The sequence below is a fragment of the Paraburkholderia sp. BR10936 genome (assembly GCF_040965735.1).
In the GTDB taxonomy this organism is placed as follows: domain Bacteria; phylum Pseudomonadota; class Gammaproteobacteria; order Burkholderiales; family Burkholderiaceae; genus Paraburkholderia; species Paraburkholderia nodosa_A.
In genome coordinates, this window is the sequence record NZ_JBFRCM010000017.1 from 57,715 (window position 1) to 80,670 (window position 22,956).

Genomic DNA, 22,956 nt, shown 5'->3' on the forward strand with positions numbered 1-22,956 from the left:
ATGCAGTCGCGCTTACCCGAGGGGCTCGTCGTGCGCGCATTGCGCCCCGGCGATGCCGAAGCGTTGCATGCGCTGGGGCACAGCCCGTCAATAGTGCGGGGCAATGCAGAGCCACCGTATAGTTCGGTCGCACAGACCCGTGAGTGGATCGCAAACGTGGTATCGCCGGCCGTCATCATCGGCGCGTTGGTGGGCGAGACTATCGTGGGCGAAGCTGAACTGCATCCGCAGAAGTTGCGCCGCGCGCACGTCGGCGAGATCGGCATAAACGTACACGACGATTGGCAGCGTCGGGGCGTCGGAACGTTCCTCATGGAGCAAATCCTCGACTTCGCCGACAACTGGCTGGGCCTACGGCGGCTCCAACTTCACGTCTACACCGACAATGCTGCCGCGATCGCGCTCTACCGAAAGTGCGGTTTCGAAGTCGAGGCGCGTTTGCGCGGCGCAGTATTGCGCGAAGGAATACTCGCCGACTTCTTCTTGATGGCGCGCCTGCACGATCCGCTGCCCCTCACCCCGGAGTGATCCCCATGCACGTCCCGACACCATCGCCCGCGTTCGCGTCACCCGGTACTATCCGCGTGCGCACCTGCGAGCCCGCCGATTTCGAGGCGATCGCCGACTTGATGAATCAGCCAGGTGTGCGCCACGGCACGCTATTGAGCGGGTGGCGCACCCCCGAATCCTTGCGTGCGTGGTATGAGAGCCGGGCGCCCGGCTGCATCACGATTTGCGCCGATATCGACGGACGCGTGGTGGGACAATCGCAGCTCGATGTCGCGAAGGCGCGCCGCGCACACTGCGCTTGCGTGGGCTTCGGCGTGCACGACGCCTGGCAGCGTCGTGGCGTGGGCAGCGCGCTGATGGCGGCGATCGTCGCCTGTGCCGACCATTCGCTGGGCCTGCGCAGGCTCGAACTCGAAGTGTTCGCCGACAATGAAGCCGCGATCGCGCTCTATCGCAAGTTCGGCTTCGTCGTAGAGGGCCGCTCGCGCGGTGCCGCAATGCGCGCCGGCGTACTTGCCGATACGCTTCATATGGCGCGCTACGCGGAAGCACCACCGTTCGCTTCCCCCTTGTTCCCCTAACCGTACCGGCGAGCGCGTGCCCTTCTTTTTTATCGACAGGCCGGTCTTCGCATGGGTCATCGCGCTCGCGATAATGGTCGCGGGCGTGCTCGCGATTCCCATGTTGCCGGTCGCACAGTATCCGCAGCTCTCGCCGCCGCGCATCGTCATCAGCGCGGAATATCCGGGTGCGTCGGCGGAGGAGGTGGGCAACAACGTCGCGAGCGTGATCGAGGAGAGCCTCGATGGCGCCGAAGGCCTGCAGTATTACGAAACGACGAGCGATGCGCTGGGGGACCTGGAAATCGACGTGACCTTCACGTCGGATACCAATCCCGACATCGCGCTCGTGGACGTGCAGAACCGTCTGAAGCAGGTCGAGGCGCGGTTGCCGCAGCAAGTGGTGCAGCAGGGCATCGACGTGGAGAAGGCGTCGAATACGTTCCTGATGCTAGTCGCGCTCACGTCCACCGACGGCACGCGCGATTCCGCGCAACTCAGTGACTACCTGAACCGCTTCATCCTTCGCGACCTCAAGCGTGCACCGGGCGTTGGCGCGGCGGAGCTCTGGGACGCCGACGAGGCCATGCGCATCTGGCTCGATCCGGTGAAGCTGCGCGAATACGGCCTCACGGCGGCCGAGGTCAACGCGGCCATTGCCGCGCAGAACTCGCCGGTGACAGCGGGCACGCTCGGGAACGCGCCGTTCGTGAACGGGCAGCAAATCACCGAGTCGGTGAGCGTGAAGGGGCAACTCGAAACGCCCGACGAGTTCGGACAAATCGTGCTGAAGGCCAAGCCGGATGGCTCGCTAGTGCGCTTACGCGACATCGCGCGCGTGGAACTGGGCCGCGCCGACTACTCGTTCTACTCGCGCCTGAACGGCAGATCGGCGGCGACCGTGGGCATCCATCTCGGCCCACGCGGCAACGCGCTGGAAACTTCGAACAGGATTCGTGCGCGTCTCGGGGAGCTGTCCAGACGTCTTCCTCCGGGCGTAGCGATCGAAATTCCATTCGATACCGCATACTTCGTGCGCGTGGCGATTCACGAAGTGGTGATCACGCTCATCGAAGCCGTGGTGCTCGTATTCGCGGTGATGTGGCTATTCCTGCGCGACCTGCGCTCCACGCTCGTGCCCACGGTGGTGATCCCCGTTACACTCATGGGCGCATTCGTGGCGCTGTATTGGGCCGGGATGTCGATCAACGTGTTCACCATGTTCGGCCTCGTGCTCGCTATCGGCATACTCGTGGACGATGCGATCGTTGTCGTGGAGAGCGTGCAACGCATGATGCACGAGCGCGGGCTTGCACCGCGCGAAGCCACGCGCGCCGCGATGAAGCGCATTGGCGGTGCGATCGTCGGTGTGACGGCGGTGCTCACCGCCGTATTCGTGCCGATGCTGTTCTTCAACGGCAACGTAGGCGGCATCTACCGGCAGTTCGCAGTGACGATGATCGCGTCGATGCTGTGTTCGTCGTTCATGGCGCTCACGCTAACGCCGGCCCTTTGTGCGAGTCTGCTAAGGATGCCAAAGCGAACGCCGAAACCCGAGCGCGGTTTGACGGCGCAAGCGGCGCGGGCCTCGCGCGGCTACCGGGCGGTCGTGGCTGCGCTACTGCGGCGCGGCCCGCGTGTGCTAGCGATCTACGTGGTGCTGTGCGCGGTTGGGGCGCTGTTGTACTGGAAGCTGCCGCAGGGCTTCCTGCCGAGTGAGGACGAGGGGCAGTTGCAGGTGATGATTCAGTTGCCCGCGGGCGCCACGCAGGCCCGCACGCTCGACGTGGTAAAGCGCGTGGAATCGATCCTCGGCAAGCAGCAGGCCGTCGGCAACGTAACGAGCGTGGTGGGCTGGAGCTTCGCGGGCAGCGGGCAGAACGTTGCGATGGCGTTCGTCGAACTCAAGCCGTGGGGTCGGCGCGGCAAGGACGAGATAGACGCGCAGGCTGTGCGCGACACGCTAAACGAGCAATTCGGCACCATCCTCGACGGCGACGTGCAGGCTATGCTGCCTTCCGCGGTGCCGGGCATCGGCCACTCCGAGGGCTTTACGTACCGGCTGGAGGATCGCGGGGGCGTCGGCACGGACGGATTGAAGGCCGCGCGTGACCAACTGATCGACGCGGCCGGCAAGAGCCGCATGGTGGCGCAGGTCCACTCGGAGGACCTGCCTGACGGGCCGCGCGTGGAACTCGAAGTCGACCGCGAGAAGGCCTACGCATATGGCGTATCGTTCGACCGCATCGCGGACGTGCTGGGCAGCACGTTCGGCTCCAGTTATGTCGACGACTTTCCAGCAGGGGGGCGCATGCGCCGCGTCATCGTCGCCGCCGACGCACCCACGCGCATGAACGCCAGCCAGCTGCTCGACCTGCCTGTGCAAAATACATTCGGCGGGTCCGTGGCGATGTCGTCGATCGCGGCCACGCACTGGACGCTCGGCCCCGTGATGCTGAGCCGCTACAACGGTTATCCGTCGCTCGACGTGACGGGGCGCGCGGCGCCGGGCCATAGCTCGGGTGAAGCGATGGCCGAAATGGCGCGGCTCGCGCTTGCTCTGCCCGAAGGCGTGTATGGCGAATGGACCGACGCCGCGTTCGAAGAAGTCCAGGCGGCTCGCCAGACTCCGCTCCTCATCGGCCTCTCGCTGCTAGCGGTGTTCATGGTGCTGGCGGCGCTCTACGAGAGTTGGATCACGCCGCTTTCCGTGCTGCTGGTCGTTCCGCTCGGTGCGCTCGGCGCAGTGAGCGCGATGCTCCTGCGCGGGCTGCCCAACGACATTTACTTCAAGGTCGGAATGGTGACCGTAATCGGCCTTGCGGCGAAGAACGCCATCCTGATCGTGCAGGCCGCGAGCGTGCGCCGCACGGGCGGGTTGCCGCTGCGCGCCGCAGTTGTGGGCGCGAGCGTCGAACGGCTGCGGCCTATCGTGATGACTTCTGCGGCGTTCGTGCTCGGCGTGCTGCCGCTCGCGTTCTCGCGGGGCGGCGGCGCGCAAGGCCGGCACGCCATCGGTACGGGAGTCCTGGGCGGCGTGATTGCGGCGACGCTGCTTGGAATCGTGTTCACACCATTGCTCTACTACGCGGTGGTATCGCGCGTGGCGGCGAAACCTGTGCATCGGGTACCGCGGCGCCGAAGCGAGCACACAGCGCAGGCTAGAGAGGCCGAAACGGAGGCGCCTTGACCTCCCCATGCCCCTATGGCTGATTGGCCGCCGCGCAGCAGGCGGATGGTCCAATGCGCGGGTGGGCGGAAATCAGAACAGACGCGGCGTGCCCACCCAGAGCAGTACGGTTTCCTGATCAGACGTATTGCTCCAGGCGTGCGGCACTGTCGATTCGTAGTGCGCGCTGTCGCCCGCGCGGACCACGAATGTCTGTCCTTCCAGCGAGAGGGTCATTTCACCGGAGAGCACATGCAGGAATTCTTCACCCGCGTGCGTGGTGACTTCGCTGGAGCGCTCGCCGGGCGGCATGCGCACGAGAATGGCTTCGAGCTGGCGACCGCCGGACGGATTGGTCAGGCGTGCGTAAAGGTCGGCAGAATTGGCAAAGCCGAAAAATTTCAGATCCTGCCCACGGCACACGCAGCCCGCTTCGGTGGGCGCATCGACGAAATAGCTTACCGGCACGCCAAGCGCCTTCGCGATGCTCACGAGCGAGGTGATCGAGGGGGTGGCGCGATCGCGTTCAACCTGAGAGAGAAACGGCTTTGAGAGCTGCGCAGCGCTGGCGATGTCATCGAGCGTACGGCCCTGTCTCTGGCGCAGTCCGCGAATCTTGCTGCCTACGGAAACTACGCTCAGTGATTCAATTGGTTTCGAAACCATGACGGAATATTGTTGTCTGTTGAATATGTTTTAATCCGAAAACCGGACTGGGCGAAAGCCCGATCTTGTCGTGCACTTTGGGTCTCCATTCATTTCCATTGCTCCGGCACGGTCTATATCCCGCGATTTCAGAGACAAACCGGCCGACAAGTAATGGAATATGCCGATTACCGCCGGGATTGCAATTCGAATTCCCCCTGCGTACGTCGGCGATCATGCCTTGACGCCAGTTGACGGAAGCGCCGTTGCCGTGGCGCGCCGTCTGCGGCTCATAAACGATAGCATGAAAGCCGCAGCGTACCACTGTTCTGCAACGTGCTAAAAAGAATCCGTCATTTCAAGCATCCTTTCGATTCTCGTTTCCGATTATGGAGGAATGCTGAAAGAGTGGCGCCATGGAAAAGCGCTTTGTTCGCTTGCGGTTAATCGCAAGCCATGAGATGGTGGATCACGAGCACCGGGTCGGCGATGCGTGAGATCAGTCGCGGTGAAGGCATGTGCGGGCTCAGCGTCCGTCGATCGACGCGGCGATGCGGTCGGAGAGGCCTATCTGACTCGCAGGGGAGGTGAGCCGATGTGGGCTGCCGACCGTGCATCGAACCGGTGCGTCGCGCTCGACGTAACCGTCCTTCTATCCGGGGGATTCGCTATTAGGGACAATCGCAGAAGTCGTTTCGCAACGACCCTACGCGATTCATGCGAGGACTACGACAGGTCGCTGCGCTGCGTCCGGGGCGGCGAGCTGTCGGTCATGTCTGAACGGGCTCGCGAACCAGCTTGACGACTGTGCAGATAACGTCCAATGAGCAACGCGAGAATATTTATTCCACTTCTTACGTTCTGAGCGATTCTTGGTTCCGTATCGCGGTTGTGTTTCCTATGCTGGCAGACTCGACGAGTCTGACGTGTCCTGCACACGCGCTCGCCGCCGCGAGGACCCCGCCGGACTCGCCTGCGCTGTGTGCTGCTTGATCGCCAGGTAAGTGCCGTTAGCTGGCCGCGGGAATCCGGCGAACGCAGTTGCTTTTGGAGGTGGATTTCACCACGCCGGAGGATTCGAACGCATCGCCTCGTGCATCGAGCGGAGCGATCGTGAAGGCGTCCGCTGGGGCTCCGATATATATTTTGTGGTTGCTCGTGCAACCATATTGACGAAGCCGTGGTGGCGAGAAGGCGCATCGCGGATGCGCCTTCGGGAACTGTCAGCGAAGCGCGATCGGCGCGTCGTTTGCGCGACGCGCGTCCTCAAGAAGCGGCTTGCCGGGGCCGGCCAGCCATTCGTCGAAGCGAAGAAGCGGGCCGAATTCGCGGTCGAGTGCCCGGATATCCGCGTGGCCGGTGAGCCGATCTTCGTCAATCAGGCTCGCCAGTCGGCCAAGGAACGGGTCCTGTTCCAGCAGACTGTCCGCAAAGCGGTGATAGGCGATCGGTGTGCCTGCGGCGCGGCTAAGGCTTTCCCGCAGGCGCGCGGCGGTGAGTTCGTCGCCCGCGATTTCGATGGTCCGTCCAACGTAGCGTTCCGGCGCAGAGAATATCGTGGCGACGATCTTGCCGATGTCTTGCACGGCAATGATCTGTCCGCGTTGCTCCTCGCGAAGGAAGAACGTGAAGATGTCCTTGTCTAGACCCATGCCCGGCAGCATCAGCATCTCCATGAATCCGGCGGGACGCACAATTGTGCTGTTCAGATCAAGACGACGGATGTGCGCTTCTATCTCCGATTTGCTGTCGAAATGACCCATTCCGGTCTTTTCTTCGCCGGCCGCATTGACCGACGTATAAACCAGGTGCTCGACACCCGATTCCAGCGCAATGTCCGCAATGGCCTTGCCGTAGCAGATTTCTTCCTCGTCGGACACCCCGTACACTGCGCCTTGCCCTGAGCTTGGCTGCACGCTGAAGACGCCATAAATGTCTTTCATCGCGCGTCGGATCGACGCGCTGTCCGCCAGGTCGCCCACCGCCATATCCGCGCCTAGCGAAGCCAGCGACTTCGCTCTGGCGCTGGCAGGATCGCGGACGAATGCCCTGACTGCCCATCCATTCGCCCTGAGCGCGGAGGCGACCGCTCCTCCCTGTTGTCCCGTTGCGCCGAACACGAGCACGGGGTTCCCGCCGACACGGTTCCTGGAGACCGGGCCGCCGGTTTTCGGATTGACTGACATGTTCACTCTCCTCGTTATCAGAGGTGATTCATGGTATAGATTTGAAACCTGAATGCAATTACGCACCTGAACGCTACCAGGTACCCCGGAGGATCCCATGTCCGCGTCATCCCATGAAGACCTCGAACTGAATCGCTTCGTGCTTGAAGAGATCACGAGCAAGTGGTCGCTGCTGGTTCTCGATTGCCTCTGCAGTGGCCCGATGCGATTCAACGCGCTGCGCAGGGCGAACGAAGGCATTACGCAGAAGTCGCTGACGCAATGCCTGCGCCGCCTGGAATTTAACGGCTTCATCAAGCGGACGGTCGTCAGTACCGCTCCGGTGGCCGTGACCTACGAAATCTCGCAACTGGGGCGCTCGCTCGAACCACATCTGCGCGCGATTCTGGAATGGGCAGAGCAGCATCGGCACGCGGTCGAGGCCGCGCGGCAAGCTTTTTCTGCGGCGCAAGGCCCGGTTCAGGGGGAAGGAGGTTTTTCGACGCAGTAGATGCGAAGCGTCATCGCAGGTTTCACCTCGGATGCCCGGCCGCAATGAATCGACCGTGAGGGCGCTGTCTCGATCGGGACGGCGCGAGGCATCACAGCGCGCCGGGGCGCGGATCGGGCACGAAGCCGTCGCGGTTGGGCATGTATAGCAGGCCGTGCGTGAACTGGACGGGCAGCCCGCTCGGGCCGTTCCATTCGTTGCCGGTGTTGCCCGAGCATTCGAGAAAGTGCACGCGCGACTCGGACGGGAAGCGCACGAGGCCGTCCATCGTGAAGAGTCGTGGCTCGCGCACGAGGCCATGCACGACGAGGCGATGCTGGTCGGGATCGATGGCGGGCACGCCGGCATGGGGGATTAGGTGCGCCACATTCGAACGCCGTGACCTGACAACCTTTGACCGATTCGCCGATCGCTGTTCGCGCCGCAGGATTGAGAGGGCTGCGCACTCGATCAGGCGTCTACATAGAGCCCGGCCAGATTGCCGCAGAGTCCGTCCGCCGTGACCGTGTGTCCATGCACCCGCTTGTTGTAGAGCGTGACCTGCTTGAGTGTGATGAGGTTGTAGACCGGCAGATCATCCGCCACCTTCAGCTGAAACTCCTTGAAGATCTCGATACGCTTGTTCCGGTCGACCGCCACCGCGGCCGCTTCCAGAAGCCTGTCCGCGTCCGCGTTCTCGTAATGGCTGGCATTGGAGAAGGGCACGCCGGGCTTGAAATTCTTCGACCAGTAGATGCGCTGGACACCCACAGTCGGGTCGAAGGTGTTGCCCATGAAGTTTGCGTCGATATCGAACGCACGATCCGTGAACACACGTTTTACATAAGTCGGGAAGTCTTGCGAGCGAACCGTTGCGTCGATACCGACACGTCTGAGCGATTGCCTGAGAAACTGTGCGAGTAGCTGAAACGACGGATCGTACGGGTTGTAGTCGATTGTCAACGGGAAACGGAATGACTGCCCCTCTCCCTTGCGCCGATAGCCCGCGTCATCCAGCAGCTTCTCCGCGAGTGCCGGATCGTATGGATAGGACTTTACGGCGGGGTCGTAGAACTGGCTCAGCAAAGGGCTGATCGCCGCCGGCGAGGGCACGCCGTAACCATAGAAGACGGATCGCAGGATCGCCTGGCGATCAATGGCATGACCGATGGCGTGGCGGATGCGTACATCTTTCAGATACGGGTTGTCGAGGTTGAAAACCAGTTGAGTCAATGCGGCGTCGTAGCTGTAGCCGCGCGTTTCGAGTTGCAGATGCGGCTCCTTCGTGAGCCTGGCGATGTCCGTCAACGGCACGGGGTTTTCGCCGGCAAGATCGAGCTCTCCGGTTTCGAGCGCGGCAGCGCGTGCGGCGGCATCCGGGATGAACGTCAACCAGAGTTCATCGACATACGGCTTCGGTGCATCCCAGTAGTCGGGGTTGCGCACCAGACGGACATGACTGCCGCGCACCCACTCCTTGAACAAATACGGCCCGGTGCCGATTGGCTTCGTATTGTTAGGATTATTAAGCGGATCGCCCTCGGCATAGAGGTGAGCCGGAACGATCGGCGACTCGGACGCAGCCAGCGCATAGAGCAGATAGGGCGCAGGGCGGGAGAGTCTCAGCACGGCGGTATGAGCATCCGGCGTATCGACACCCGATACGTTCGCGAAGGTGGCGCGGCCACGCGGGTGATACGTCTGCAGGAGCTTGATGGACTGCGCGACATCCTGCGAGGTGAACGGCTTGCCATCGTGCCAGCGCACGTTCTCACGAAGATGAAACGTGTATTGCAGGCCATCGCTGCTGATTTCCCACTTCGTCGCCAGTTGCGGTTGAGGTTGCACGTCGAAGTCGTAAGCGAGCAGACCTTCCGTTATCTTGGGACTCGCCTTGTCCTCCGCGCCTGCCGTGGTCGCGAAGTTGACCAGCACGTTCGGTTCCGGATTGACCAGCAGCGTCACGCGGCCGCCGCGCCTGGGCGCAGGTGATCCGGATGGTTTGCCGCCGACTTGCTGCGCGTACGCGGCGGATGGCGTGCCAATTGCTGACGCCAGTACGGTGGCGCCGGCGGCGGCCCCGAGTCCCTGGAGGAAGGCGCGGCGTTTCAGAGCGTGATGGCCATTCGACGACGCGAGTGCATGTTTGGATGGCGGTGCGGAAGTGGGTTTTCCTGCTTTGCGGCGCATGACGAACCACTCGGTAATTGGGGCGATTTAGTGTAGGCACGCCTCAATTGCGAGGTGAACCATTCGATCATCGGATGCTTATGATGAAAGCGATTACATGCATATGGTTGTGCTGGGAGTGTTGCGACGTCACACCTCGTTGACGGGGGCGAGCCCCAGAACAATCACGCCAGCTGCTCTCCGCGCGGTGCGAAGCTCAGCGCCAGCACAGCGAAGATCAGCACGCCGGTTGCGACCTGCTGCCAATAGAAATTCCAGCCAATCAGCAACAGGCCATTGGCCACGAGGCTGATCAGCAGAACGCCGAGCAGCGTGCCGGTCACGCCTGGCCGTCGGCTCGGCGACAGCGTGGTGCCGATGAAGGTTGCGCCGATCGCGTTCAGCAGATAACCATTGCCCGCCTGCGGGACGTACGCCTTGACCGTCGACGACAGCAACACGCCGACCACGCCATAGATTAACGCGCTGGCAATCAGCGTCCACGACACGATCGCGCCGACAGGCAGCCCCGAGTAGCGGGCGACGCCCGGTTGTGCGCCCAACGCGGCGGCCTGCCGTCCAAACACCGAGCGCGCCGAGGCCACGTGAACCGCGCCAGCCAGTATCGCGACCAGCCACAGCGGCACAGGAATTCCGGCGATTGCGCCGTGTGCCAGCTCGCTGAACAGCGCCGACAGCGGGACATTGAGCAAATAGACTGGCTGTCCGCCGTCGGTCGCCAACTGCTGCACGGTTTGTCCGATGAACAGCGTGCCGAGCGTGGCGAGAAACGGCGCGATGCCGAAGCCGGCGATCAACACGCTGTTGAGCGCGCCGACCGCCAGCGCTGCCACGAATCCGCCCAGTATGGCGAGCGGCAGCGCCGTCTGATGCGCGCTGAGCAGCACGAACGCGAGGCTCGCAACGTCGATCGACGTGCCCAACGATAGATCGATCGCACCGATTGACAACGCCAGCGTCATCCCCAGCGACGCGATCGCGAGCAACGCGAAGTTGTTTAGGAGCACGTTCGCCAGATTGTCGGCGCGCGCGAAGCCGGGCGCGACCGCCGAGAAAAATGCAAACACGGCCAAGAGTGCGACGATCAACGCGTAGCGCTGCACCCGGGCGATCCGGTTAGTCATTTGCATGGTTCCCGGTGTGGCGTCGGCGCATCACAGCGGTGGTGGCGACGACGAACAGGATCAGCGCGCCCTCGACACCGTTGACCCAATAACTCGACAGATTGTCGAGCTGGAAGCCATTGTTGACGAGGCCGACAAACAGCACGGCAAGCAAGGTGCCCGGAATGGTCGGCACGAGCCGCCGTGAGAATACGACGCCCAATAGTGCCGCCGCGATGACCGCCAGCAGATTCTCGCCCGCGCCTGGCGAACTTCCGCTCAGCAGCGCAGAGGATGCAAGGGCCGCCAGCGCGGCCGAGAGACCGCTGACCACATAGCTCGAAGCAACATACCGGTCTGTGCGGATTCCCGCGGCGCGCGCGGCGTCGCGATGCGCGCCGGTCGCGCGCAGGCGCAAGCCGAATGCGGTGTAGTGGATCAGCAACGTGAACAGCACGGCGACGCCTATGAGCGCATACGCGAGATGCGGCACGTCGAACGGGCCGCTATCCAGCAGGAACGTCATCAGCGGCGAGGCGACCGGGACAGACGTATTCTGCGTCAGCACCAGTTCGAGGCCTGCGGCGATATTCATCGTCGTCAACGTGGCGAGCAACGGGAAGATGCCCAGCGCGATCACCGCGAATGCGTTCAACGCGCCGATCGCGGCACCTGCGGCGAGCGTCAGAACCAGCGCGGCGCTTTCCGGCAGACCGTCGCGCAAACTCACGGCATAGACCGCCGCGCACCAGCCCATGTTCGCCGCGATCGACAGATCGAGTCCGCCCTTGATCGGATCCGCGCCGCCGCCGATCAGAACGGCCGTCAGCCCAAAGCCGAGAATGCCTACCACGACCGATTGCTGCAGTACGTTCGCCAGATTCGCGATGCTCAAGAATAGCGGAGAAGTCGCGGCGAAGACCGCCGCCACCAGCGCAAACGCCAGCACGGCGCAGCCGCGCAGCCAGAACTGCGCGCCGAACCATCCGGACGGCAACGCAACGCGTGGGCGCTCCCGTGTATCGTCAAGTACCTTGCTCATGCGGCGCGCTCCGTACGGCGCGCGCGCGGCGGCGCGGCTGTCGCCTCGCCGTTGGATCCGGTGCGAGCGCCAGTGGCCCATGCAAGCACCTCCTGACTCGAGGTTTCGCGCGAGATCAATTCCTTGACGATGCGCCCTCGCGTCATGACCAGCACGCGATCGGTCACTTCCAGCAGTTCGATCAGGTCGCTCGAAAACAGCAGCACGGCCGCGCCGTCGTTGGCGAGCCGCTCGAGCATCCGGTAGATCTCGGTCTTTGCACCGATATCGACGCCCACAGTGGGTTCGTCGAGCAGATAGATTCTCGACCCCGGTCCGGCGCCGCGAATCAGCCATTTGCCTAATGCGACCTTCTGCTGATTGCCGCCCGACAGATGACGCACCGGCGCTTCCGGGCCGGGTGCGCGGATGCTGAACGCGTCGATCGCCTGCCGCACGGCCTGGCGCTCGTCGCGTCGCGCCAGCAATCCGAAGCGGCTGAAACGCGCGAGGCTCGACAGCGTGAGGTTTTCGCGCACGCTCAGCGACGGCGCGACACCATGCGCGCGACGGTCTTCGGGCACGAAGGCGATGCCGGCGCGCACCGCGTCGGCGGGGCGGCGCAGTCGCACGGGCTTGCCGTCGAGTGTGATCGCGCCGCGAACCTCGCGTTCGAGTCCGAACAGGCTGCGCACCAGTTGCTTGCCGCCCGAGCCCAGCAGCCCGGTCACGCCGACGATCTCGCCGCGCCCGAGTTCGAACGAAATCTGCTCGAAGCGCTTGTCCGCGTGGAGCTCGTGCACCGACAGAAGCGGGGCGCTTGCGGTTCGCGGCGCACGCGCTGTGCGGGGCGTCGCGTCGGTGCCGATCATCGCGCTGACCAACGCTTCGGTCGGGGTCGTGCGAGCGTCGACGTGCGCGACGTCCTTGCCGTCGCGCAAGACCGTGACCCGATCGCAGATCGCCGCGATTTCGTTCAGATGATGAGACACATACAGGATCGTCAGGCCGCGCTGCCGCAGGCGATCGATCGTCTGAAGCAGACGCTCGACTTCGCGATTGACGAGCGCGGCAGTCGGTTCGTCGAACACCAGAATGCGCGGCTCGCGCATCAACGCACGCGTGATCTGCACGATCTGCTGTTCGGCCACGCTCAACTCGGCGATCAGACGGTTGGGCGCGAGATCGATGCCGAAATGCGTTGCGACCGCTTCGCGCGCCTCACGCTGCATGCGCCGGACGTCGAGTATGCCCAGAGGAGAACTGCGCCGATCGAAGCGCGTGCGGCGCGTGCCGAGAATCGGCTCGTTGCCGCTTAGCAAGGCTTCGGCGACCGTGAAGGTGGCGGGCAGTAGCCGTTCCTGATGAATGAAGCCGATCTGCGAAAGCGGCTCACGTGACGCGCTTCCGTTCGGACCCCGGTCCACGCCGTCCACCGCGATGGTCCCGCCGTCGGCATGGTGAATACCCGCGAGTATCTTGATCAGCGTCGATTTTCCCGCGCCGTTCTGACCGATCAGACCATGCACGGTGCCGCGCCGCACTTCCAGCGATGCGGCGCGCAGCGCCGGCACACCGTTGAACTGCTTGACGACGTCACGCAGCGCGAGCGCGGGAATGTACTGCGTCATTTCGATGCGATGCTGCCGTTCGGTGCCGTTTGCCCGAGCGTCTGCTGAATGGCGCCGGCGTTATCTTTCGTGACAAGGATCGACGGCACGTAGGTGTATGGCGCCAGATTCTTCTCGCCGGCGAGATAGCGCGCAACGTTGTCGACCGCGGTTTTGCCGATCAGCGCGGGTTGCTGCGCGACCACGGCGGCCGCGCTCGAATTCGGGTCCTTGACGAGGTTGACCACGTCCGGGCTGCCGTCTACCGCATAGGTTTTGATTTCCGTGCGGTGCGCGGCGTCGATAGCCTGCGTCGCGCCAACTTGCGGCACGTCCCACGCGGCCCAGATCGCGGCGATCTGCCCCTTCGGATATTTGGTCAGCAACTGGCTGATCTGCGCATACGCGCTTTGTACGGTGTTCGGAATCACATCGCGCAGTTCGGGCTGGATGATGTGCACCTTCGGGTAGTACTTCAGCACGGCTTTCAACTGGTCATAACGGATTGCGCACACCGGTACGCCATAAAAACCGTTGAACACGAGAATGTTGCCTTCGCCGTGAATGTCGTTGACGAGTTTCAGCGCCAACTGTTCGCCGATGAAGAAATTATCCGACGTGGTGTCGTTCAGGCTGGACGGCGAGGCCGTATCGATTGTGAAGAGCGGGATGCCTGCCTGGCGGATTTTCTGCAACCAAGGCTCCAGCACGCTCGCCGTGCCCAGTTGTTCGACGATCGCGTCGGGCCTCTGCGCGATCAGTGTCTGGATCTGCGCGATCTGCCGATTGTCGTTGCGGCCCGCATCGAGTGCGATCGGCGTACCGCCCAGCCGTTTGACTTCGTCGACCGCACCTTGATAGGCCTTCAGGTCCCAGTAGTGATCCGTGCCGGCTGCCGTAATGCCGATCCGCTTGCCTTTCAGCGACGGCACGTCCTTGTCGGCCGCGTCCTGCGCGTGTGCGCCGATACCGGCTCCCAGAAGAGAAAGCGTGACGAGTGCCGGAAGAAACTGCCTCAGTTTGCTATGGATTTTTTTCATGTCGTCGTGGAGTCGAAGCGGGTGAAGCGATCCGACGACTTTAAACAACAACACGACGCTGGAAACGAACAAATCCCGCTAAGGTTATCAGGGGGATGTTGCGGTGCTTAGTACGAATGGCGCAGATCGCTGGGACGAGTCCAAAGGACCGAACCGTAGCCAGGCCAAAAAGGCGTTTGCGCGCCACGCCAATCTGACGACTACCTCGGTCACGCTGTATGGGATCATCGATTCAGGTCTCGGCGAAGTGAACAACCAGGGTGGCCAATCGAACGTTCAGGCGACTTCAGGCGGGCTGTCGGGCAGCCGGTTCGGATTCCGGCCTCACGCGCAACCAGCATTGCGCAGAACCGCCAGGGAACACGGCTCATCGCGTCTGTTCGCGACGACCCTGGTTGCTCTGTCGACGCAATGAATCAAGCCAGGCGGGGACCATCGGCGGTCCAGGGCCCCGTTGAGCCGACTTCGATCGGCACGACGGCATTTAGCGGCATATCCGGATGCAGCGACGAGAGCTCCGTGGGAATGCGTCGAGCAGCATGACCGGTACGCGGCCCTTGTTGCGAGTCCGGATGACGCGCAGCGCGCGCTCGCTGGATTCCCGCCGATCAGTAACCGACCTTCTCAGTCCAGCGCGGCGCGCAGGGATATTCGTTCCGCTTCTTTCGATCTGACCGATTCTTGGTTCCGTTTCGCGGCAGTGCTTTTTATGCTGGCAGGTTCGATGAGTATGCCGCGGCACACGCGGCCCCTCACGCCACACGCTAAAAAAGGGGAAAGCACATGCAGAACCAAAAGACGAAGATGCCGCTGCGGCGGCATATCGGCCAGTCGCTGCGCGCCTGGCGCAAGCCGGCCGCGCTGTGGCTGCTCGGCCTGGTCGCGATGATCGCCGCGCCGGCATGGGCGGCCGCCGCCGCACCCGCGGAACTCAAGATCGACTACGCGTACTACTCGCCGGAAAGTCTGGTGATCAAACGCAATGGCTGGCTCGAGCAGGAGTTCGCGCCGGATCATACGCAGGTGCGCTGGGTGCTGAGCCTCGGCAGCAACCGCGCACTGGAGTATCTGAACAGCGGCGCCATCGATATCGGCTCGACCGCGGGCCTCGCGGCCGTGCTCGGCAAGGCGAACGGTAATCCGATCAAGACCGTGTATATCTTCTCGCGCCCGGAGTGGACGGCGCTGGTTGTGCGCAAGGATTCGCCGCTGAAGTCGCTCGCCGACCTCAAGGGCAAGAAGATTGCCGCCACGAAGGGCACCGATCCCTACCTCTTCACGCTGCGCGCACTGCATACCGTGGGCCTGACGAAGGATGACGTCGAGATCGTCAATCTTCAGCATCCGGATGGCCGCACGGCGCTGATCAACGGTCAGGTCGATGCGTGGGCCGGGCTCGATCCCCACATGGCCGCCGCGGAAGTCGACAACGGCGCGCGTCTGCTGTACCGCAATGTCGGCTTCAACACGTGGGGCTTCCTGAACGTGCGCGATGTGTTCCTGAAACAGTACCCGGACACCGTCACGCGCGTGCTGAAGGTCTATGAGCGTGCGCGGGAATGGATTGGCGCGCACCCCGACGAGGCGGCGCAAATCGTTTCCGAAGACTCGAAGGTGTCGCTCGCGGTCGCGAAGCTGCAACTGAGCCGCAACGACTTCAGCCACCCGCAGCCGGGTGCGGAACAGATCAAGGCGCTGGAAGCTGCCGCGCCGATCCTGGTTCAGGAGCAACTGGTCAAGCCGGGCACCGATCTGAACCAGGTGATCGAATCGCTGATCGACGCGCAGGCGGCGCAGCCGGCGCTGGCATCGGCGCAACATTAATAACCGGGCAGGCTGACATGGCAGTGGAAGAAGCGGCAGCACGCTCGCTGGCGCAGTCCGGTGAGGTTACGGCGGGGCGAAGGACTGAGGCTCCCGCGTATGGCGACACGCAACGCACCAGCGCGCCGGTGCGGGAAGCGGGTGCCCCGCAAGAGCGTGCGCCGCGCGCCTGGCGCATGGCGGGCTTGCTGCTGCCGGTCGCCTTCCTGCTTGTCGTGGAAGTGCTCGTGCGTGCGCAGGTGCTGCCGGACAATCTCGTGCCCGCGCCTTCGGAGATCGCGCAGGCGCTCTGGCAGCTCGGCGGCGCAACCCTGCTGAAGCACATCGTGCAGAGCACGGCGCGCGTGGCGGCCGGCTTCGCGTGCGGCGCGCTGCTTGCGGTGGTGGTTGGTGCGGCAATGGGCTTGAGCCGCCGGCTCGACGCACTGCTCGATCCGAGTTTTCAGGCGCTGCGCGCGATTCCTTCGCTTGCGTGGGTGCCCGTGCTGCTGCTGTGGATGGGCATCGATGAGGCGCCAAAAATTACGCTGGTCGCGATTGGCGCATTCTTTCCGGTGCATCTGAGCGTGCTCTCTGGAGTCCGAAACGTCGATCGCAAGCTCGTCGAACTGGGCGCGGTGTATCGGCTGTCTTCGTGGCGGTTATTCGTGCGAATCCTGTTGCCCGCTGCGTTGCCGCATATTTTCACAGGGCTGCGCACGGGGCTGGCGGTCTCGTGGATGTTCGTCGTCGCGGCCGAGCTGATCGCCGCAACGCGCGGGCTTGGCTACCTCCTGAGCGACGGCCGCGAGACGGGCCGGCCCGATATCGTGTTTGGCGCCATCCTCCTGCTGGGATTGCTCGGCAAGTTGACCGACAGCGCAATGAAGGCGCTCGAGGCACACGTCCTGGCCTGGCGCGACACGAGTGTCGAGGGAGCGCGCACATGATGGCGGCTTCGTTGACCAGCACGGCGCGCGAGACGTATCCGCCCCTCGTCGATATCGACATCCACCAGAAGCGCTACGGCGAGCGGCCGATTCTCGACAGCCTGCGGCTCACGCTCGCGCCCGGCGAGATCGTGGCGCTGCTCGGCCCGAGCGGCTGCGGCAAGAGTACGCTGCTGCGCATTGCGGCGGGGCTGGATCGCGACTACGCGGGCACCGTTTCGTACAACGGCGAAGTGCAACGCGGGCCGTCGCCGCTCGCGGGCGTGATCTTTCAGGAGCCGCGCTTGTTGCCATGGCTGCGCGTGGCCGATAACGTGTGCTTTCCGCAGCGCGCTCGCGGCGACGTGCTCGCACGCGCGCAGTCGCTGCTCGAAGAGGTCGGCTTGCGTCCCGAAGACGGTGCGCTCTGGCCGAAGCATCTCTCGGGAGGCATGGCCCAGCGCGTGGCGATTGCACGCGGCCTGTTCACGCAGCCGCAGCTGCTGTTGCTCGACGAACCATTCAGCGCCGTCGACGCAATGACGCGTATGCGCCTTCAGGACCTGCTGCTCGCCATCGTGGATGCCCATCGAACGGCCGCGCTCGTCGTCACGCACGATATCGACGAGGCGCTGCATCTGGCCGATCGGATCGTCTTGCTGGAGCCTGCCGGTGGAGCACGGACACGACCTGCCAGCCGCATTTTTGAAGTGGGCGGCGCACGTCCGCGCCGGCGCGAGGACACGGCCCGCTCGGCATGGCGCAGGATCCTGTTCGAGGGGCTGGAGACATTGGTGCGGTGAAGAACCGTTTCCTCCGCTCACACGTACGCGCGCGTCTGGCGCGACATCGCTGCAATGAAAAATCTGGATCTCGAACTTCTGCGCACCTTCGTGGCGGTGGCCAAACGCGGTCGCGGATTACCCGAATACCGGGCTGCGCCCCTTCAGGAAACGTTCGATGGTGGCTGGGCAGAGGTTGACGAACCGACATTTGCCCGTCAGATCGTAAGAGTCATTGACCTCCGCGATATTCGACAGCGCCATGCGTCATGGCGAGACCGTAGGTGCCGACGGCATTGCGCAGGTTCCCCTTAATGCAGACGATCTTCAGCGTGAAGTCGAGCAGTCGAGCGAATTGGCGGGTACCGAGCCCCGTCATGCATTTTCACTTGCTTGCCCTGTACCGGAAACTTTTTTCAGCGCACCGCTGATCCATCGCTCCCCGGAAGCCTTGAGATGAGCACGCATCGCTGTCTGCGCCGCGATAGGATCGCTGGCCTGCAGGGCCCTCAGGATTTCTTCGTGCTCGCATACTGCCTCGGTCCAGGTTTGAGGACTTTCCGTATGACCGCGCATGGCGGCCGCGATCGGATCGTGGCGGCTATCGAAGAGTTCGCCGACGAAACGACTCAGTACGGAGTTACCAGCCGCCTCCGCGATCAGCATGTGGAATTGCCGGTCCGCTTCAACGGGGGATTTGCCCGCTGCTGCAAGTCTGCGCATCCGCTCGATTGAGCGGCGCAGGCGATCGAGCGTGGCGGCGGTCATGCGCGCAGCGGCGAGCACCGATACGCTGCCTTCGATCGCAGCGCGCGCCTGCATCAACTCGGACGGGCTATCGCCGAGCGATCCCACCGCACTCTCATCATCGATACCTGTCTCACGCACGTAGACGCCGGATCCGACACGGATCTCGACCTTGCCACCGATCTCCAGCGCAATAAGCGCCTCACGTAGGGAGGGCCGCGAGACGCCAAGCTTGATGGCGAGTTCCCGCTCCGGCGGCAGGCGCTCGCCCGCCGGGAATTCACCCTGACGAATCAATGTGAGGATCTGGGTAGCAATGGATTGGTAAAGCCGCTTGGGTTCGGTTGATTTCACGATGAGGTTCGGTGCCTGCCAGTTGCCGACAAGTTGAACGGCTCATAGAGTCTAGCATTTCGGCTGAAGTACCGTGGGACAAGCGTTCGCGCCCGTCCCAGGGTTTTCCTTATGGGTAAGGCCAGTTAATAAAAATCATATTGGCTTGACCAATAACTTGGTTTGCCGTCTAATCCGTCTCAATTGGACTGACCAGCGCGAAGCCAGGTCGGCCGTGTCAAAGGAGACGAGATGAGCGCGCCCAACGGGCTGCCCAGCCTGGATGCAGAACTCCATAAGCCACCGAATGAGGAGATCCTTCGCCTCGAAGGGATCGGAAAGCGCTTCCCGGGTGTGATCGCGCTCGATGGCATCAACCTCGATCTGCGCTGCGGAGAGGTCCACGCCATTTGCGGCGAAAACGGGGCGGGCAAGTCCACGTTGATGAAGATCATCAGCGGGCAATACCGACCGGACGTCGGTCTGATCCGCTATCGCGGCGAGGCCGTGCAGTTCCTCTCGACTTCCGAAGCGCAGACCGCAGGCATCGCGATCATCCATCAGGAACTGAACCTGGTGCCGCATCTGAGCGTGGCGGAAAACCTCTATCTGGCGCGGGAGCCTAAACGCGGGCCCTTCGTCGACACGCGCAGGCTCAACGCGGATGCAACGCGTTGTCTTGCACGCATCGGGCTGGATGTGGCGCCCACGACGCTGGTCGGGACGCTCTCGATCGCGCAGCAGCAGATGGTCGAAATCGCCAAGGCGCTTTCGCTCAACGCTCAGGTACTGATCATGGACGAGCCCACGTCGTCCCTCACGGAATCGGAAACAGTCCAGCTTTTCCGGATCATCAAGGAGCTGCGCGCCGAAGGCGTGGCGATTCTCTACATCTCGCATCGGCTCGACGAGATGGCGCACATTGTCGATCGCGTCACGGTTCTGCGCGATGGCCGCCACATCTCGACCGATGACTTCGCTGCGCTGAGCGTCAACGATATCGTTGCGCGCATGGTCGGTCGCTCGCTCGAGGACGCCTATCCGGCCAGACAATCTTCTCCTGCCGAAGAGGTGCTGCTGAGCGTGAAGGATCTGCACCGCAACGGTGTGTTCGGCCCTGTTTCTTTCGAGCTGCGCAGAGGCGAGATTCTCGGATTTGCCGGCCTCATGGGCGCTGGCCGCACCGAGGTTGCGCGCGCAATCTTCGGCGCTGACAGGCTGGATAGTGGAACGATCACGCTTCATGGTCAGCCGGTGAGCATCCGCTCACCGAGAGAGGCCATCCGGCACGGGCTCGCCTATCTGTCCGAAGACCGGAAGAGGGAGGGCCTCGCCCTGATGATGCCGGTTGCCGCGAACATCACGCTGGCAAATGTGCGCGCCATTGCGTCACGCACGGGCTTCCTGCGCTTTCGGGAGGAGCACCGGGTCGCCGAACGATACGTCAAGGAACTGGCGATCCGGACACCATCGGTCAATCAGATCGTGCGCAATCTTTCCGGCGGCAACCAGCAAAAGGTCGTGATCGGCAAGTGGCTCTATCGTGGCTCAAAGATCCTCTTTTTCGACGAGCCGACACGCGGTATCGACGTTGGCGCGAAGTTCGCCATTTACGGGTTGATGGACCGGCTTGCCGCAGAGGGCGTCGGGGTCGTGCTGATCAGTTCCGAGTTGCCCGAACTGCTCGGCATGACGGATCGGATTGCCGTCTTCCATGAGGGCTGCATGACTGCGGTTCTCAATACCGCACATACCAGTCAGGAGGAAATCATGCACTACGCTTCGGGGCGCACCCATGCTTGAAATGACATCAGACTCGACCCAGGCCGCGAGGCAGACCGCCCAGCAACGGCGCCGCGACCTTATCCAGAAGTTTGCTGCATTGGGCAGCCTGATCGTGCTCCTGGCGGCATTTTCCGTAACGAGTTCGGCATTCTTCTCGGTCGGCAATCTGATGACCGTCTGCCTGCAGGTGACGTCCATCGCCTACCTCGGCGTTGCGGCTACGTGTGTCATCATCACCGGCGGCATCGACCTCTCGGTCGGCTCCGTTCTTGCGCTCGCGGGAGTTTCCGCAGCACTACTGACAAAGGCTGGTGCGCCCGTGCCGGTTGCGATGCTTTGCGGGGTACTGGTCGGCGCGCTGTGCGGGACCGTCAACGGAATCTGCGTGACACGTATGGGGTTGCCGCCGTTCATTGCGACACTGGGCATGATGCTCGTCGCGCGGGGTCTGGCGCTGCAGATCACCGGCGCGCGCCCGGTTTCAGATCTGGGCGACGCGTTTGGAGCACTCGGAAACGGGGCGCTGTTTCGCGTCTCCCATATTGGCGCGGACGGATTTCCGGACACAACGTTTCCGGGTATCCCTTATCCAGTCGTCATCATGATCGTCCTGTTCGTCGCAGTCTCGGTGTTGCTGTCAAAGACCTCGCTTGGCCGCCACATATACGCGGTGGGCTCGAACGCGGAAGCAGCGCGGCTTTCCGGCGTGAACGTTCAAGGCGTGACGCTTTTCACGTACGTCCTCTCCGGCGCCATGGCTGGGGTGACGGGCTGTGTGTTGATGTCCCGACTCGTCACCGGGCAACCCAACGAGGGTGTCATGTATGAGCTCGACGCGATTGCCAGTTCGGTGATCGGCGGCACTTCGCTGATGGGCGGTGTGGGGACGATCTCGGGAACGGCAATCGGGTCGTTCGTCATCGGTGTCCTGCGCAACGGACTCAACATGAACGGCGTATCGAGTTTCATCCAGCAGATCATCATCGGCGTCGTCATTCTCGGCACTGTCTGGATCGACCAGTTGCGAAATCGCAAGCGGTAATCACACGTAGTTCAACCACCATACGAAGTTCAACCACAAGAGAGGAGCGAGACATGCGAAAGCTTTCCCTGCTGACGGTATCGGCGATGTTGTGTGCAGCGTTCAGTACCGGCGCATATGCTGCAGGCGGCGAGATCGCCGTGATCGTCAAGACGGTCAACTCGAACTACTGGCAGAACGTGCAGAAGGGTGCGAACGCGGCGCTTGCCGAAACGAAGGGCTATACGATGACCTTCCAGGGGCCGGCCGCCGAGTCGGACATCGCCGACGAGGTAAACATGGTCGAGAACGCGGTCAACCGGCACGTGGCAGGTATCGTGCTGGCGCCTTCCGATCCTGACGCTCTCGTGCCTGCCATCAAGAAAGCCTGGGAAGCACATATCCCGGTGGTGCTGATCGACTCGGCAATCTCGGACTCAGGCAAACCGTATTACCAATCGTTCCTCTCGACCGACAACGAGAAGGCGGGCGAACTATGTGCCCAGGCATTGATCGCTCGCGTAGGACAGACGGGCAAAATTGCAGTCATGTCGTACGTGCCCGGCGCCGGATCGGAAGTTGGCCGGGTAGGCGGCTTCCGTAGATACATCGCGGCCCATTCGAAGCTGCAGATTGTCGGACCTTACTACTCGCAGTCGCAGATGGCGACAGCGCTGAACCAGACGACCGATGTGCTGTCCGCAAATCCGGATCTGAAGGGCATCTTCGGCGCGAACGAACCGACCGCGGTTGGCATGGGACGCGCGCTCAAGCAGGCAGGCAAGGCTGGCAAGCTGGTGGCGGTCGGTTTCGATGGCAATGAGGATCTGCAAGGCTTCGTTCGCGACGGCACCATCCAGGCGATTGCCGTTCAGGGGTCGTGGCAGATGGGGAGCAAGGGAATCCAGACGGTGGTCGGCGTCATCGAACACAAGCCTGTCGCGAAGCTGGTCGATACCGGTGTCGTCATGGTCGACAAACCGAACCTCGACTCTCAGGAAGCGAAGAACGTCCTCTACTGATGGTGGCCGATCTGCGACGAAGCCATTTGGC

Annotated in this window: 19 protein-coding genes and 2 pseudogenes; 11 read left to right on the top strand and 10 right to left on the bottom strand. The window is 63.0% G+C overall.

The window, feature by feature from the left end; translation table 11 throughout:
- Genes AB4Y36_RS29920 through AB4Y36_RS29930 form a run of 3 tightly spaced genes read left to right on the top strand, consistent with a single transcriptional unit; the run spans window position 1 to window position 4,260 of the window.
- Window positions 1-528 carry a GNAT family N-acetyltransferase gene (locus tag AB4Y36_RS29920; protein WP_069261311.1) on the top strand — a complete coding sequence of 176 codons (528 nt, stop codon included), beginning with the start codon at window positions 1-3 and terminating at the stop codon, window positions 526-528.
- A 5-nt stretch (window positions 529-533) separates the two neighbouring features.
- Entirely contained in the window at window positions 534-1,091 is a 558-nt protein-coding gene (locus AB4Y36_RS29925; RefSeq protein WP_069261310.1) for a GNAT family N-acetyltransferase, read from the top strand.
- 16 nt (window positions 1,092-1,107) lie between these two features.
- Entirely contained in the window at window positions 1,108-4,260 is a 3,153-nt protein-coding gene (locus AB4Y36_RS29930; RefSeq protein WP_368684901.1) for a multidrug efflux RND transporter permease subunit, read from the top strand.
- A gap of 72 nt (window positions 4,261-4,332) precedes the next feature.
- Here AB4Y36_RS29930 and AB4Y36_RS29935 read toward each other — a convergent pair whose 3' ends face one another.
- On the bottom strand, window positions 4,333-4,905 hold the full coding sequence (locus tag AB4Y36_RS29935) for a cupin domain-containing protein (RefSeq protein ID WP_069261308.1): 573 nt from the start codon (window positions 4,903-4,905) through the stop codon (window positions 4,333-4,335).
- Window positions 4,906-6,107: 1,202 nt separating this feature from the next.
- Window positions 6,108-7,070 carry an NmrA/HSCARG family protein gene (locus AB4Y36_RS29940; RefSeq protein ID WP_368684902.1) on the bottom strand — a complete coding sequence of 321 codons (963 nt, stop codon included), beginning with the start codon at window positions 7,068-7,070 and terminating at the stop codon, window positions 6,108-6,110.
- Window positions 7,071-7,209: 139 nt separating this feature from the next.
- Here AB4Y36_RS29940 and AB4Y36_RS29945 point away from each other — a divergent pair, with 139 nt between their 5' ends.
- Window positions 7,210-7,560, top strand: coding sequence for a helix-turn-helix domain-containing protein (locus AB4Y36_RS29945; RefSeq protein ID WP_256094432.1), 351 nt, complete (start codon window positions 7,210-7,212; stop codon window positions 7,558-7,560).
- Between the two features lie 145 nt (window positions 7,561-7,705).
- Here AB4Y36_RS29945 and AB4Y36_RS29950 read toward each other — a convergent pair.
- From AB4Y36_RS29950 to AB4Y36_RS29975, 6 genes and pseudogenes are all read right to left on the bottom strand, one after another.
- A pseudogene (locus AB4Y36_RS29950) lies at window positions 7,706-7,909 on the bottom strand (molybdopterin-dependent oxidoreductase); the annotation flags it as partial.
- 101 nt (window positions 7,910-8,010) lie between these two features.
- On the bottom strand, window positions 8,011-9,729 hold the full coding sequence (locus AB4Y36_RS29955; protein WP_368684903.1) for an ABC transporter substrate-binding protein: 1,719 nt from the start codon (window positions 9,727-9,729) through the stop codon (window positions 8,011-8,013).
- Between the two features lie 164 nt (window positions 9,730-9,893).
- The gene (locus AB4Y36_RS29960) at window positions 9,894-10,853 is read right to left on the bottom strand and encodes an ABC transporter permease (protein WP_342947048.1); all 960 of its coding nucleotides are present in this window, start codon (window positions 10,851-10,853) and stop codon (window positions 9,894-9,896) included.
- The gene (locus AB4Y36_RS29965) at window positions 10,846-11,874 is read right to left on the bottom strand and encodes an ABC transporter permease (protein ID WP_342947049.1); all 1,029 of its coding nucleotides are present in this window, start codon (window positions 11,872-11,874) and stop codon (window positions 10,846-10,848) included. The genes AB4Y36_RS29960 and AB4Y36_RS29965 overlap by 8 nt, the downstream gene beginning before the upstream one ends.
- On the bottom strand, window positions 11,871-13,484 hold the full coding sequence (locus AB4Y36_RS29970) for a sugar ABC transporter ATP-binding protein (RefSeq protein ID WP_368684904.1): 1,614 nt from the start codon (window positions 13,482-13,484) through the stop codon (window positions 11,871-11,873). The genes AB4Y36_RS29965 and AB4Y36_RS29970 overlap by 4 nt, the downstream gene beginning before the upstream one ends.
- The gene (locus AB4Y36_RS29975; RefSeq protein WP_368684905.1) at window positions 13,481-14,503 is read right to left on the bottom strand and encodes a sugar ABC transporter substrate-binding protein; all 1,023 of its coding nucleotides are present in this window, start codon (window positions 14,501-14,503) and stop codon (window positions 13,481-13,483) included. Before AB4Y36_RS29975 ends, AB4Y36_RS29970 begins: the two co-directional genes overlap by 4 nt.
- A gap of 103 nt (window positions 14,504-14,606) precedes the next feature.
- On the opposite strand from AB4Y36_RS29975, the pseudogene AB4Y36_RS29980 reads away from it, so the two are divergent.
- The 4 genes and pseudogenes from AB4Y36_RS29980 to AB4Y36_RS29995 all read left to right on the top strand — a co-directional run.
- Window positions 14,607-14,816, top strand: a pseudogene (locus tag AB4Y36_RS29980) (hypothetical protein); the annotation flags it as partial.
- A gap of 572 nt (window positions 14,817-15,388) precedes the next feature.
- Window positions 15,389-16,327, top strand: a complete 939-nt coding sequence (locus AB4Y36_RS29985) for an aliphatic sulfonate ABC transporter substrate-binding protein (protein WP_368684978.1) — start codon at window positions 15,389-15,391, stop codon at window positions 16,325-16,327.
- Between the two features lie 17 nt (window positions 16,328-16,344).
- Window positions 16,345-17,256, top strand: coding sequence for an ABC transporter permease (locus tag AB4Y36_RS29990; protein WP_368684906.1), 912 nt, complete (start codon window positions 16,345-16,347; stop codon window positions 17,254-17,256).
- Window positions 17,253-18,038, top strand: coding sequence for an ABC transporter ATP-binding protein (locus tag AB4Y36_RS29995; RefSeq protein ID WP_368684907.1), 786 nt, complete (start codon window positions 17,253-17,255; stop codon window positions 18,036-18,038). The genes AB4Y36_RS29990 and AB4Y36_RS29995 overlap by 4 nt, the downstream gene beginning before the upstream one ends.
- 211 nt (window positions 18,039-18,249) lie before the next feature.
- Here AB4Y36_RS29995 and AB4Y36_RS30000 read toward each other — a convergent pair whose 3' ends face one another.
- Entirely contained in the window at window positions 18,250-18,396 is a 147-nt protein-coding gene (locus AB4Y36_RS30000) for a hypothetical protein (RefSeq protein ID WP_176732800.1), read from the bottom strand.
- Window positions 18,393-19,118, bottom strand: coding sequence for a FadR/GntR family transcriptional regulator (locus AB4Y36_RS30005; RefSeq protein ID WP_342947055.1), 726 nt, complete (start codon window positions 19,116-19,118; stop codon window positions 18,393-18,395). The genes AB4Y36_RS30000 and AB4Y36_RS30005 overlap by 4 nt, the downstream gene beginning before the upstream one ends.
- Window positions 19,119-19,349: 231 nt before the next feature.
- On the opposite strand from AB4Y36_RS30005, the gene AB4Y36_RS30010 reads away from it, so the two are divergent.
- The 3 genes from AB4Y36_RS30010 to AB4Y36_RS30020 are packed head-to-tail and all read left to right on the top strand — an operon-like array spanning window position 19,350 to window position 22,925.
- Window positions 19,350-20,900, top strand: a complete 1,551-nt coding sequence (locus tag AB4Y36_RS30010) for a sugar ABC transporter ATP-binding protein (protein WP_368684908.1) — start codon at window positions 19,350-19,352, stop codon at window positions 20,898-20,900.
- Complete coding sequence (locus AB4Y36_RS30015) at window positions 20,893-21,924, top strand: ABC transporter permease (protein WP_342922409.1); 1,032 nt, start codon at window positions 20,893-20,895, stop codon at window positions 21,922-21,924. The genes AB4Y36_RS30010 and AB4Y36_RS30015 overlap by 8 nt, the downstream gene beginning before the upstream one ends.
- Before the next feature lie 53 nt (window positions 21,925-21,977).
- Window positions 21,978-22,925 carry an ABC transporter substrate-binding protein gene (locus AB4Y36_RS30020; protein ID WP_342947057.1) on the top strand — a complete coding sequence of 316 codons (948 nt, stop codon included), beginning with the start codon at window positions 21,978-21,980 and terminating at the stop codon, window positions 22,923-22,925.
- Window positions 22,926-22,956: the final 31 nt, after the last annotated feature.